Genomic DNA, 13,716 nt, shown 5'->3' with positions numbered 1-13,716 from the left:
CTGACCATCGCCGCGCGCCGCGTTTGCTTGTCTGATTGAAGGAGCCTCGACTGCCGGTGCGTCACGGCCGATGCCCGCCGCTACGACAGCGCCGGCAATTGGCCCAGCGGCGGACCGAGCGGCGCGAGCGTCTCGTCCTGCGCGTCGTCGCGCGCCGCGCTCGCCCGCTCGTCGCCGAAGAAGCCCAGGATCGACGCGCGGAGCTGCTCCTGCGGCTGACGCCCCTCGAGGTCCAGGAAGTGCCCCGCCTGCCGGATCGTCGCGAACTCCGCGCGCCGCACGTACGCCGCCAGCCGCCGCACGTCCGACGCCGTCGTGTACTCGTCCAGCTCGCCGTTGATGAACTTCACCGCGCAGCCGATCTGGCGGAACTCCGGCAGATACTGCTCCGGCTGCATCGACAGGATCTGGTCGACGTGGAACGCCACCTGGTCCTGCTCGTTGCGCGGCAGCTTCGTCAGATACCGGTAGTTGTACAGCTTCATGATCCGCGGCAGGTAGCGCCCCACCGTGTCGTTGAGCAACTGCGCCGCCTTCAGGTTCTCGCCCGCCGCAATGTGATCGCGCGCGCGCGTCACGTAGTCCGTCATCGCCTCGTTCAGGAACGGCGAGAACGACGCGATCACCGCCCGCCGCACGCTCGCGCACCCGCGCGCCAGCGCGAACAGCGACGCCACCCCGCCCCACGACACCGACAGCATGAAGCTCGGCTCGAACCGCTCGGCCAGGTGCAGCAGAATCTCGACCTCGTCGTCCTTCGTCAGAATGTACTCGCCCGGATTGTGCTGGCGCGACTGCCCCGCGTACGGCAAATCGAAGCACACCGCGTTCACGCGTTCGCCCAGGTAGCGAATCGTCTGGCCGAACGACGCGCTCGTCGCCAGCGCGCCGTTCACGAGGATGACCGTCTCGAAGGCCGGATCGAACACGTGACGCTCGACGTGGACCTTCAGTCCGCTCGGCAGCGCTACAACCTGTTTCTCGATAGGCATGGCGTATCTCCCGCATCTGCTCGGCAAATGAGCTGATCCCGCGCCCTTGACAGGACGCCAACACGTAGCCACACGCCCTCCCGCGCGATCCACCCGCCCTGCCTCGCGCGCCGCGGCGGCTACCCACCCGCCGGAGCCGCGCATCGCCTCGTCCCCCTATCCGACCGGCAATACGCTCCCACCAGGCCCAACACGGTCATCCCGCTGCCTTCGGCCCGTGGTCTCCAGCGCCTCTTACTCGCATGACGCCTCTTGAAGGATTAACCGCTTCCCATCGCCATTCCGCTTTCACGATCACCGCTCGGCGGCTCGCGTTTTTACGGTGTTAATACTAATACGCTAAATACAACCCCCTCAACTATTTTTAATGTTTCGCCTCAAAAAACTCATCAATGCCCCCTCCGCACATTGAGCAAATCACTCTAAAGACCCTTCTCCAATTAATCCATTCATCGCAATGAAATATTTTTTGTGATATAGAACGCATCACGCGAGCATCGGCCGAGACGCCCGTCCCACCGCCCATCCCGGTCAATCCGAGCACTGCGAAACCCGACGCCTCGCAAGCCCAACCATAAACATCCCGAAACGCCCAATCTCCAATTCCACCCCATCCGCATACACCCCGCGCGCACATTCATCCGTTATCGAACCGCCCAATCGAGGCAGGTTGCGCAACAGAACGGATACCCAATCTCATACCCATCGTCCATTTCCGGCGCTCTACAACATGAATTCGCAATGCCGGAATTTACGATTAAAACGTTTTAAACATTCTCAACATTCTTTCACTCGATCTTCACAAAAGCACGAATCGACCGCATGCCGTCGCGACACCCCGCCGATGGCCAACGCGGCACATCAAGCCGAACCGGCCAGCCGCCTCACGAGTTCACCGGCAACGATCAAGCCCCATATTTTTTATTGATTGAACGATCAATAAAAAACCGCTATCCTTCGGACTTCGCCATCCACCGCGCCCACAAAGGTCCCGCGATGCCCAAACTCGGAATGCGCGAGATCCGCCGCGCCCAATTGATCGACGCAACGCTGCGCTCCATCGACGAGGCTGGCCTGTCCGGCACGACGCTCGCATCCGTCGCGCAGCGCGCGAACATCTCAACCGGCATCGTCAGCCATTACTTCGGCGACAAGGACGGCCTGCTCGAAGCAACGATGCGCCACGTGCTGCGCGACCTGTGGGCCGCCACCGCGCGCCATCGCGCCGCCGCGTCCGACGCGCCGCGCGCGCGCCTGCGCGCCGTCGTCGCCGCCAATTTCGACGATACGCAGATCAGCGCTCCCGTGATGAAGACATGGCTCGCATTCTGGTCGCAGAGCATGCACGAGCCGATGTTGAAACGCCTGCAGCACGTCAACACGCGGCGGCTCCATTCGAATCTGTGTGCGGAGTTCGCGAAAACGCTGCCTCTTGCGCGCGCACGCGAAGCCGCAAGCGGCCTCGCCGCGCTGATCGACGGCCTGTGGCTGCGCGGCGCGCTCGCGGGTGAACCGCTCGACACGGCGGCGGCCCTGAAGCTCGCCAACGATTACATCGACCTGCTGCTCGCGCCGCGCGCGTAACGCGACGCGCGCTCTCGCCCACACAAGGAGATCCCTATGTCCGCTATGTCCGTATACGGTCTGCAACGCCTTTACATCGCCGGCACCCATGCCGACGCCACGAGCGGCAAGACGTTCGACACGTTCGATCCCGCGACGGGCGAGCTGCTCGCGAGCGTCCAGCAAGCAAGCGCCGACGACGTCGATCGCGCGGTGGCATCCGCGCGCGAAGGCCAGCGCGAATGGGCCGCGATGACCGCGATGCAGCGCTCGCGCATCCTGCGCCGCGCGGTCGAATTGCTGCGCGAGCGCAACGACGCGCTCGCCGAACTCGAAATGCGCGACACCGGCAAGCCGATCGCGGAAACGCGCGCCGTCGACATCGTCACGGGCGCCGACGTGATCGAGTACTACGCGGGCCTCGCGACCGCGATCGAGGGGCTGCAAGTGCCGCTGCGCCCGGAATCGTTCGTCTACACGCGGCGCGAGCCGCTCGGCGTGTGCGCGGGCATCGGCGCATGGAACTACCCGATCCAGATCGCCTGCTGGAAGAGCGCGCCCGCGCTCGCCGCCGGCAACGCGATGATCTTCAAGCCGAGCGAAGTCACGCCGCTGTCCGCGCTCAAGCTCGCGGAGATCTACACTGAGGCGGGGGTGCCCGCCGGCGTGTTCAACGTCGTGCAGGGCGACGGCTCGGTCGGCGCGCTGCTGACCGCGCACCCGGGCATCGCGAAGGTGTCGTTCACGGGCGGCGTCGAGACCGGCAAGAAGGTGATGTCGCTCGCGGGCGCGTCGTCGCTGAAGGAAGTGACGATGGAGCTGGGCGGCAAGTCGCCGCTCATCGTGTTCGACGACGCCGATCTCGACCGCGCCGCCGACATCGCCGTCACCGCGAACTTCTTCAGCGCGGGCCAGGTGTGCACGAACGGCACGCGCGTGTTCGTCCAGCAAGCGGCGAAGGACGCATTCGTCGAACGCGTGCTCGAGCGCGTCGCACGAATCCGCATCGGCAGTCCTTCGGACCCCGACACGAATTTCGGGCCGCTCGCGAGCGCCGCGCAGCTCGACAAGGTGCTCGGCTACATCGACAGCGGCAAGGCCGAAGGCGCCAAGCTGCTCGCGGGCGGCGCGCGCCTTGCGCACGATCATTTTGCGAACGGGCAATACGTCGCGCCGACCGTGTTCGGCGATTGCCGCGACGACATGAAGATCGTCCGCGAAGAGATCTTCGGCCCGGTGATGAGCATCCTGTCGTTCGAAACGGAAGACGAAGCGATCGCGCGCGCGAACGCGACCGAGTACGGCCTCGCGGCGGGCGTCGTCACCGAGAGCCTGTCGCGCGCGCACCGCGTGATCCATCGCCTCGAAGCGGGCATCTGCTGGATCAACACGTGGGGCGAGTCGCCCGCCGAGATGCCGGTTGGCGGCTATAAGCAATCCGGTGTCGGACGCGAGAACGGCATCACGACGCTCGAGCACTACACTCGAATCAAATCGGTGCAGGTCGAGCTCGGCCGCTATCAACCGGTGTTCTAAGCATCAGGAGAACGCAACGATGACGACACGCGAATTCGACTACATCATCTGCGGCGCGGGCTCCGCGGGCAACGTGCTCGCGACGCGCCTCACCGAGGACCCGGACGTCACCGTGCTGCTCCTCGAGGCGGGCGGTCCCGACTACCGGTTCGATTTCCGCACGCAGATGCCGGCGGCGCTCGCGTACCCGCTGCAGGGCCGCCGCTACAACTGGGCATACGAAACCGATCCCGAGCCGCACATGAACCACCGCCGGATGGAATGCGGGCGCGGCAAGGGGCTCGGCGGCTCGTCGCTGATCAACGGGATGTGCTACATCCGCGGCAACGCGCTCGATTACGACAACTGGTCGACGCACAAGGGGCTCGAGGACTGGACGTATCTCGACTGCCTGCCGTACTTCAGGAAGGCCGAGACGCGCGACGCCGGCCCGAACGACTATCACGGCGGCGACGGTCCGGTCTCGGTGACGACGAGCAAGCCCGGCGTGAATCCGCTGTTCGAAGCGATGGTGGAGGCTGGCGTGCAGGCCGGCTATCCGCGCACCGACGACCTCAACGGCTATCAGCAGGAAGGCTTCGGCCCGATGGACCGCACGGTCACGCCGCGCGGCCGCCGCGCCTCGACCGCGCGCGGCTATCTCGACCAGGCGCGCGCGCGGCCGAATCTAGACATCGTCACGCACGCGCTCGCCGATCGCATCCTGTTCTCCGGCAAGCGCGCGACGGGCGTCACGTTCGTGCACGGCAGCGAGCGCGTCACCGCGCACGCGCGCCGCGAGGTGCTTGTGTGCAGCGGCGCGATCGCTTCGCCGCAACTGTTGCAGCGCTCGGGCGTCGGCCCCGGTGAATGGCTGCGCGAGCTGGACATTCCCGTCGTGCTCGATCTGCCCGGCGTCGGCCGCAACCTGCAGGATCACCTGGAGATGTACATCCAGTTCGAATGCAGGGAGCCCGTGTCGCTGTATCCGGCGCTCAAATGGTGGAACCAGCCGAAGATCGGTCTCGAATGGATGCTCAACGGCACGGGCCTCGGCGCGAGCAACCACTTCGAAGCGGGCGGCTTCATCCGCACGCGCGACGACGATCGGTGGCCGAACATCCAGTATCACTTCCTGCCCGTCGCGATCAACTACAACGGCTCGAATGCGATCGAGATGCACGGCTTCCAGGCGCACGTCGGCTCGATGCGCTCACCGAGCCGCGGCCGCGTGAAGCTGAAATCGCGCGATCCGAACGCGCATCCGAGCATCCTGTTCAACTACATGGCGGAAGCGCTCGACTGGCGCGAATTCCGCGACGCGATCCGCGCGACTCGCGAGATCATGCGCCAGCCGGCGCTCGACCGCTTCCGCGGCCGCGAACTGAACCCGGGCGCGGACCTGAAAAGCGACAACGACCTCGACACGTTCGTGCGCGCACGTGCGGAAACGGCGTTCCATCCGTCGTGCTCGTGCAAGATGGGCTATGACGACATGGCGGTCGTCGACAACGCAGGCCGCGTGCACGGGATCGACGGATTGCGGGTCGTCGACGCATCGATCATGCCGATCATCACGACCGGCAATCTGAACGCGCCGACGATCATGATCGCGGAGAAGATCGCCGACAAGATCCGCGAGCGCGAGCCGCTCGAACGCGCGAACGTGCGGTACTACGTCGCGAACGGCGCGCCCGCGCGCGGCGGCAAGCCTGCCCGGGCGCCCGCCGTCGTATGAAAAGCGGCCGGCCGCGAATGTCGCGCCGGCCGCGCGTCGATGCTCGAAAGCGTTCGATGCGGCCGCCGGCGCGACACGTAGCGTCGTCGGCCCGCTCGACGTGCATCATGCCGGATCTTTCTCGCCGAAGCCGCGCACGTTCCGCGAAGCCCCGCCCCCGCCATACCCTTTCGGCGTCGACAACGGCGACGAAACGCACCACGCCCTTCCTCGAACCCTGCACAAGCCGCATTGCATGATTCCCTTCGTCCGCAGCGCTTGCTCGACGCGAGTTCGCAGCCACGCCAACGCACTTCCGCCTTACGACCGCCAATCGGCCTGAAGCAAATCCGCCACACGCCACGCGCACGCGGACCGCTCGCCCCCATCGGAACGCGACATGGCGCGACACGGATTTCCCAATGAAAAACCCGCGTATATCGACTCCAACAAAACAGCCGAAAATACGCATCGAATCAGATTAAAAATCCCCCCTCTTCCGATTCCCATCTTCATAAAAGATCGCACCCCGCTTTATCGTCACGCGGAAATCAGAAATCCGGGGCCGAGATAAAAATCTCGCCAAGCGCCGCCATGCCTCGCAGCAATGCCCGGAACCAGCGAGCCACTTCGGCGCTCACCCGAAACAAACAAGCCGAACAAATTAACAATCATTGAAATTACGCGTATTTTAATTTCACCAAATTCAACACATAATTATTTTCATAAAATCTAGTAATTTTATTGTAAGATGACTGCAAGGCATCTTGAAGTTAATCGGCAAGATGCCTCCCGCATTCACGCGGGCCAGCCGTTTTTCGATCCGGCCTCCAGCGAAACGCAACATTCTCCGGTCCGGCGATTCAGCGGCGCCATGAAATGTCGCATCCGATTTCGATTATTTAGGATCACTTTTCAACGCAATTCAGGACGATCATGGTCAAGACCTTCTACATCACCGCAGCCCCCGTCGGCGCTGTCCCGAAGTTCCTCGATCCACTGGAGCCGAAGTTCATCCCGCATGTGCTGCTCGAGCTGCTGCCCGCCGACAAGCGCGAGGCGACGATCAAGGCCCTCGAGGTCAACGGATGGGAGGCCGTGCCCGCAGGCGGCATCGTGCGCGAATACGGCTACGACGCGCCGATCGATCTGACCGACTACGACGGCGCACCGGCATCGGCGCCGGATGCGCTGCGCAACCATGGCTGGACGCCGAACGGCCCGGTCTGGCACCGCACGCAGACCTCGCCGCCGCTCGCGCAGCCGCCGCTGATCACGCGCACCACGCTCGAGCGGCTGTCGTCGGTCGATCTGGTCCGCCAGATCGTCCTGCAGCTCACGACGTTCGGCTGGACCGCCGCCGAAGACGGCAGCCTGAGCTGGGCGCACGACCGGATTCACACCTACCTGCCGCCGGATTGCGTCGAGCGGATGCGCGCCGACAACGCGGCCGTGCTCGATTCGCTGTTCGACAACGGCTGGCGAATATGCGACGCCGGCTACTGGCAACCGGGCAAGGCGCGCTCGCCTTACCTGCCGATCACGGCGAACGGCATCGTCGACGCATCGCGCGAGGCGCTGCGCGAAGGCGCCGCGGCGGTCCACCTGCATACGCGCGCGACCGACGATCAGGCGACGCTCGCGATTCCCGGCCTGAACGCGCCGATCAGCATCGGCTCGCAGCGCAACCACATCGTGCTCGACGATTACGACCGGATCATGCCGAAGCTTCTGGATCTGGAACCGTCGGCGATCCTGAATCTGTCGACGAGCGCGCGCGGCGACCGCCGCGCGTCGCAAAGCCCGCTGCGGCGCGCGCACCTGAAGCGCTACGGCCATGCGCAGCTCGCGCCCGACGTCGCGTCGTTCAGCCCCGGCCCCGTCGTGTTCCAGGCGGGCGGCGGCTACGACAATCCGAACGCGTTCCTCGCGGATCAGCTCGCGCATTTCGCGGACGTCGGCGTGCGGCCCGAGATCGAAGTGTTCAACCACACGATCGTCGAGAATTCGATCACGCTCTATCAATCGCCGCTCGTGAAGGCCGGCGTTCCGGTGCTGTTCATGCTCGTCGCCGCCGTCGATCAATATCATCGCGATCCCGTCAGCGGCGACACGAGCGACGATTCGCTGATCGACGTGCCCACGCGCAAGGCGATCGCGAAGCTGCTGCAAGCCGGCGCAGACGACGCGCACGAGAAAGCCGTCGAGCTCGCCGCGACGCAGTTGCGCCCCACCGTCGACAAGCTCCGCGACAACTTCCCGTCGTGCAAGATCTCGCTGCTGCTGCCGGGCCCGTTCCAGGCGCTGCTCGTCGACGTCGCGATCGCGCTCGATCTCGACGGCATCCGCGTCGGGCTCGAGGACGCGCTGAACGTCTTCGACGCGCGCGTGCCGGGCGGCGTGCGCAAGGCATGCGGAACGGGCGATCAGGTGCGCTGGCTGCGGCTCGAGCTCGAGCGCCGCGGCATCGGCATCGTCGATGCCGAAACGCTGCGCGACGAACTCGGCATGCCGCGCCCCGACGTCGCGCTGTTCCGGCAGGCGGAGGCGGCGCTCGCGCACTATCCGGCCGACGAGCGCCTCGTGTCGGCCGACACGATCCTCGACGCGCTGCGGCCGATCGTCGACACGTATCGCAAGCTCGAGGACCGGCTCGCCGCGCACCTCGCGAGCGCCGAATCGCTGCCGACCGATCCCGCCGCGCTCGCCGAGCACGTGCTGACGGCCGCGCGCAGCTTCGGCGTCACGATTCGTTCGTTCGTCGAAGAGCTCGACCGCTACGAGGATCACGAATATCTGATCGCGCGCTACATCCAGATTCCGCAGGCGCTGAATTTCGCACGCGAGCTGCTCGTGCCGCGCGGCTATTCGATCGACATGTACGACCGCGCGCTCGAAGACTATGCGCGCCCCGGCAAGACCGTGACGCGCGAGCACGCGAGCTACGGCGTGCGCGTCGACCAGTTCAAGCCACTGCCGCTGCGCTGCCTCGAATATCTGGCCGGGATTCCTTGCCGATACAACAGCGACTACAGCAACGTCGTCAATCTCGGTTTGCGCCAGAGCCCGCGCTACAGCGCGACGATGGCGCTCCTCTATCACGCGCTGCGCGAGCTCACGCTCGAGTTGCGCGATCGCTCGAATGCGTCGCGCAAGGCTTGCGGCCCCGTGTGGACCGTGCTCGAGGCCGCGGCGGACGCGAGCGAGCCGCCCATGCGCCGCGACGTCGCGCCCGACGAACTGGCGGCGGCGATCGCGAGCGTCGACTGGGTCGTGCTGCCGAGCACGCCGACCACCAACTACCCGCTCGGCCTCAAGCTGTCGAACGGGATGGCGCAGTTGTTCCACGGCTTCGTCGCGCAGATCGCCGCCGATCCGACGCTGCGTCCGTCCCGGCAGACGCAGCGCGACACGCCGCTGCGCCTGCTCGCGATCACGAATTCGGGCCGCCGCGACGACGGCGAAACCGTGATCGAAGCCAGCATGCTGCACAACCGCTTCGCGCTGAACGCAGACCCGTCCGGCCTCTACTTCAGCGAGGAATCGCAACTGATCTACGAGCGGCTGATCCTGCCGCGCCTCGTCGACAAGCCGGCGAAGCTCGCATACACCGAGCGGCAACTGGTGCGCCGCGACGCGGCCGGCTTCCCGCTGTATCAGGACGGCTCGCGCGCGCGCCGCATCCGGGCGGAGCAGATCGAGCGGCTGCCGCTCCTCAAGTGCTTCGCGCACAGCTCGGGAATCGCGACCGCGCAGCAGCTCGACGTGCAGGCGTGCCGCGACGGCGAGCGGCTCGGCCTCACGGAAGACGAACTGCGCGCATTCTTCGATCGCGCGCTGCTCGTGTCGTTCGGCTCCGCCGCGGACATCCATCTCGACTGGCTCGGCACGTCGGTCGTCGACGTGACCGCGTTCAACGACGTGCGCAGCCTCGCCGGCACGACGAGCCGCCATTACGTGATCCAGCCCGGCGAGCATGCGGACGTGCTGCGGCACTGCCTCGTGCACACGCAGCCCGCCGACTACCGCTACGATCACGCAACGCCCGTCTGGCAGGACGGCCGGCAAGGCAAGATCGTCGCGCGGCTCACCGGCGTGTTCCTGCTCGACGACCATGCACGGCTCGACGACGGCCACTCGATTCGCCGCTACCTCGCCGCGAGCCCGCTGTGGCTTCGCCAATGGATTGCGCGCTTTCACGACGCGCCCGCCGACGCCGGCGCGCACGCGATCCTGCGCGAGCTGAAGTCGTCGATGACCGACTACCGGTCGAGCGCGAACCAGACGATGCGGCGAGCGCTCGCGTAAGCCCGGGCGGCATGCCGCCCGCGCCGCCTCCACGCGTCCGGCGTGCCGCCGCCCCGGCCAATGGCGCGCCCGTTCCAGCCGCATGCCGCTTTCCTTCTATAGCGGCGAATAATGGTCAAGTCTACTGAACGAGCCACGCCCCGCGCATCCCGCGCGGGGCCGCCTTCCGACCAGAGACCACCGCCATGCCAGCCGCTCCCGCCGCCCCCTCGCGCGCCAGCGCCGCCGCCCGCCTCGAACGATTGCCGTTTTCCGGGTACCACAAGCTCATCTTCGTGATCATCGCGATCGCGTTCTTCTTCGATTCGGTCGACCTCGGCACGATGACCTTCGTGCTCGGCTCGATCAGGAAGGAGTTCGGCCTGTCGACCGCGACGGCCGGCCTCGTCGCGAGCGCGAGTTTCTTCGGGATGGTGCTCGGCGCGGCGGTTGCGGGCCTGCTCGCCGACCAGTTCGGCCGGCGGCCCGTGTTCCAGTGGAGCATGGTGCTGTGGGGCGCGGCGTCGTACCTGTGCTCGACCGCGCAGAGCGTCGACGCGCTGATCGTCTATCGCGTGCTGCTCGGCATCGGCATGGGGATGGAATTCCCGGTCGCGCAGACGCTCTTGTCCGAGTTCGTCCCGGCCGCGAAGCGCGGGCGGCTGATCGCGCTGATGGACGGCTTCTGGCCGCTCGGCTTCATCACCGCCGGCGTCGTGTCGTACTTCGTGCTGCCGCTGTTCGGCTGGCGCACCGTGTTCGCGCTGCTTGCGCTGCCCGCCGTGTTCGTGCTGATCGTGCGCCGGCTCGTGCCGGAATCGCCGCGCTGGCTCGAGCATCGCGGCCGGCTCGCCGAGGCCGAGCGCGTGCTCGCGCACGTCGAAGCGAGGGTGATGAAGTCCGCGCGCGTGGCGAGCCTGCCCGCGCCGTCGCGGCTCGCCGGGCCGGCTCGCACGCACGGCCGCGGCGCGTTCGGCGAGATCTGGAGCGCCGCGTACCGCCGCCGCACGACGATGGTCTGGCTGCTGTGGTTCTTCGCGCTGCTCGGCTTCTACGGCCTCACGTCGTGGCTCGGCGCGCTGTTGCAGCAGGCCGGCTTCGCCGTCACGCAATCGGTGTTCTACACGGTGCTGATCTCGCTCGGCGGCATTCCGGGCTTCCTGTGCGCGGCGTGGCTCGTCGAGCGCTGGGGGCGCAAGCCGACCTGCATCGCGTCGCTCGTCGGCGGCGGCGCAATGGCCTACGCGTATGGCCAGAGCGCGCTGTTCGGCGGCAGCGCGACGCTGCTCGTCTGCACCGGGCTCGCGATGCAGTTCTTCCTGTTCGGAATGTGGGCGGTGCTCTACACGTACACGCCGGAACTCTACGGCACGGGCGCGCGCGCAACCGGCTCGGGCTTCGCGTCGGCGATCGGGCGGATCGGCTCGCTGATCGGGCCCTACGTGGTCGGCATCGTGCTGCCCGTCTTCGGGCAAGGCGGCGTGTTCACGCTTGGCGCGCTGTCGTTCGTCGCCGCCGCGCTGGCGGTGGGCGTGCTGGGAATCGAGACGAAAGGCATGGCGCTCGAGTCGCTCGCGTCGACGGACACCGCAGACGCCGCCGCGCGCGACGCCGCGAGCGCGCCGGCGAACTGAGCGCCGCGCCGCTCGCCGCGGCCGGCGAAATCGCCGCCAACGCCGCCGGCGACGCCGACGCCGTCAGGCCGAATCGGCCGCCTCGATCACGGCGAGCGGCAGCGTTGCCGTCAACGCGAATCCCCGGCCGGGCGCGGTGTCGATCCGGATCTCGCCGCCGAGGCGCGCCGCGCGCTCGCGCATCCCGAGCAGGCCGAGCGAATGCCGGTTCGGACGCGTGTCGCGCGCCGTGCCGCGGCCATTGTCGGCGATCCGCACGACGCAGTTCGGCTCGTCGCGCACGATGTCGAGCGTGACTTCGGTCGCCGCCGAATGCCGGGCGACATTGGTCAGCGCCTCCTGAACGATGCGGAACACCTCGGTCGCGCTGTCGCGGTTGAACGCGATGTCGTCGGCTTCGATGCGGCTCGTCACCGGAATCCGGTATCGCGCGGCGAACTCGTGCGTCAGCCACTCGATCGCCGCAAGCAGCCCGAGATCGTCCAGCATCACGGGGCGCAGGTCCGCCGCGATCCGCCGTACCGAGTCGAGCAACTGGCCGATCAACGCATAGACGTTCGGCAAGCGGCTCGTTCGCGATGTCCAGCCCGCCTCCTTCAGCTCGTTGTCGACCAGCGTGACCGCCATCTTCAGCGCCGTCAATTGCTGGCCGAGGTCGTCGTGCAATTCCCGCGCGATGCGCGTTTTCTCCTCCTCGCGAATGCTCTGGATGTGGGCCGACAGGCGGCGCAGCTCCTCGCGCGACACCCGCAGCGCGTCTTCGTCGCGCTTGCGGTCGGTGACGTCCATGATCCAGCCGACCATCCGGTACGGTTCGCCCGCGCTGTTCCACAGCGCCTGCCCGCGCGACTGGATCCATCGGAAATCGCCCGAGCGCGTGCGCACCCGGTATTCGACGTCGTACGTGTCGCGATGCTCGAGGTGAGCCTTCAGCGCGTCGAGCACGCGCGCCAGATCGTCCGGATGAATCGATTCCCGGTGCCCCGTGATCTCGTCGGGCAGTTCATGGTCCTCGTAGCCCATGATCTTCTTGAAGTGCGGCGACAGATACATCGCGCCCGTCTTCGGATTCCAGTCCCAAAGCCCCGCGCTCGCGCCGCTGACCGCGAGCTGGAACCGTTCCTCGCTCGCCGAGAGCGCCGCGGCCACGCGGTGCCGCTCCATCGCGTAGCGTATCGCCCGGCTCAGCAGCGGCGTCTCGACCCGCTTCTTCAGCAGATAGTCCTGCGCGCCTTCCTGAATCGCCTGCAGCCCGACGGACAGGTCGTCGAGCCCCGTCAGCACGAGCACCGGAACGTCGGGCACCTGCCGGTGGAAGCGGCGGAACGTGTCAAGCCCGTGCGCATCGGGCAAGCCCAGATCGAGCAGCACGACGTCGAAGTGCGCGTGCTTCGCAAGCTCGAGCGAGGCCGACAGCAGCTCGGCGTTGACCACGCGCGGCGCGAACTCCGTCACGTCGGTCAGCGCTTCGCCGATGAGCAGCGCATCGGTCACGCTGTCCTCGACCAGCAGGATCTCGACGCTTTTCGACGGCGAACTCATGGCTTGACGGGCGGCAACGTGACGACGCCGAGCCAGAACTCGTTGATGCTGTGCACGACGTGCGTGAATTTCGCGAAATCGACGGGCTTCGTGATATAGCAATTCGCATGCAGTCCGTACGATCGCGCGACGTCCTCATCCGATTTCGACGTCGTCAGGATCACGACCGGAATCGTGCTGAGATCCGGATCGAGCTTCAGTTCCTGCAGCACTTCGCGGCCGCTCTTCTTCGGCAGGTTCAGATCGAGGATGATGAGGCCCGGCCGCCGCGCGCTCGCGTAGGGCCCTTCGCGCCTCAGGTACGCCATCGCCGCGACGCCGTCCTCGACGACCCGCAGCGGGTTGAGCACCTTGTAGTATTCGAGCGCCTCCCTGGTCATCATCACGTCGGTCGGGCTGTCCTCGACCAGCAGGATCTCGACGAAATTCCCTCGCTCATCGGCAATCATCGCTCACCTCCTTCGGG

8 protein-coding genes are annotated in these 13,716 nt (G+C 66.6%); 5 read left to right on the top strand and 3 right to left on the bottom strand.

From position 1 onward, the window contains the following. Positions 1 to 80: 80 nt before the first annotated feature. The gene (locus tag WS92_RS07655; protein WP_006029873.1) at positions 81 to 992 is read right to left on the bottom strand and encodes an alpha/beta fold hydrolase; all 912 of its coding nucleotides are present in this window, start codon (positions 990 to 992) and stop codon (positions 81 to 83) included. A gap of 996 nt (positions 993 to 1,988) precedes the next feature. Here WS92_RS07655 and betI point away from each other — a divergent pair. From betI to WS92_RS07630, 5 genes are all read left to right on the top strand, one after another. Further along, positions 1,989 to 2,576 (top strand): transcriptional regulator BetI, encoded by a 588-nt coding sequence (gene betI, locus WS92_RS07650; protein ID WP_059931866.1) that lies wholly within the window; start codon positions 1,989 to 1,991, stop codon positions 2,574 to 2,576. 45 nt (positions 2,577 to 2,621) lie between these two features. After that, positions 2,622 to 4,091: a betaine-aldehyde dehydrogenase gene (gene betB, locus WS92_RS07645; protein ID WP_059931864.1), complete on the top strand. Its 1,470-nt coding sequence runs from the start codon at positions 2,622 to 2,624 to the stop codon at positions 4,089 to 4,091. A gap of 19 nt (positions 4,092 to 4,110) precedes the next feature. Next, a complete protein-coding gene (gene betA / locus WS92_RS07640) occupies positions 4,111 to 5,808 on the top strand; it encodes a choline dehydrogenase (RefSeq protein ID WP_006028749.1) in 1,698 nt (565 codons plus the stop codon). Between the two features lie 915 nt (positions 5,809 to 6,723). Next, the gene (locus WS92_RS07635; RefSeq protein ID WP_059931861.1) at positions 6,724 to 10,095 is read left to right on the top strand and encodes a 3-keto-5-aminohexanoate cleavage protein; all 3,372 of its coding nucleotides are present in this window, start codon (positions 6,724 to 6,726) and stop codon (positions 10,093 to 10,095) included. A 185-nt stretch (positions 10,096 to 10,280) separates the two neighbouring features. Next, on the top strand, positions 10,281 to 11,708 hold the full coding sequence (locus WS92_RS07630) for an MFS transporter (protein WP_059931859.1): 1,428 nt from the start codon (positions 10,281 to 10,283) through the stop codon (positions 11,706 to 11,708). A gap of 63 nt (positions 11,709 to 11,771) precedes the next feature. Here WS92_RS07630 and WS92_RS07625 read toward each other — a convergent pair whose 3' ends face one another. Continuing rightward, positions 11,772 to 13,250, bottom strand: coding sequence for a hybrid sensor histidine kinase/response regulator (locus WS92_RS07625; protein ID WP_059931858.1), 1,479 nt, complete (start codon positions 13,248 to 13,250; stop codon positions 11,772 to 11,774). Beyond that, the gene (locus tag WS92_RS07620) at positions 13,247 to 13,699 is read right to left on the bottom strand and encodes a response regulator (protein ID WP_006028753.1); all 453 of its coding nucleotides are present in this window, start codon (positions 13,697 to 13,699) and stop codon (positions 13,247 to 13,249) included. Before WS92_RS07620 ends, WS92_RS07625 begins: the two co-directional genes overlap by 4 nt. Positions 13,700 to 13,716 lie beyond the last annotated feature (17 nt).

The sequence above is a fragment of the Burkholderia sp. MSMB1588 genome, from assembly GCF_001546925.1.
In the GTDB taxonomy this organism is placed as follows: domain Bacteria; phylum Pseudomonadota; class Gammaproteobacteria; order Burkholderiales; family Burkholderiaceae; genus Burkholderia; species Burkholderia humptydooensis.
The sequence above is the reverse complement of the archived record's forward strand: the minus strand, read 5'-3'. Positions and strand labels throughout refer to the sequence as shown.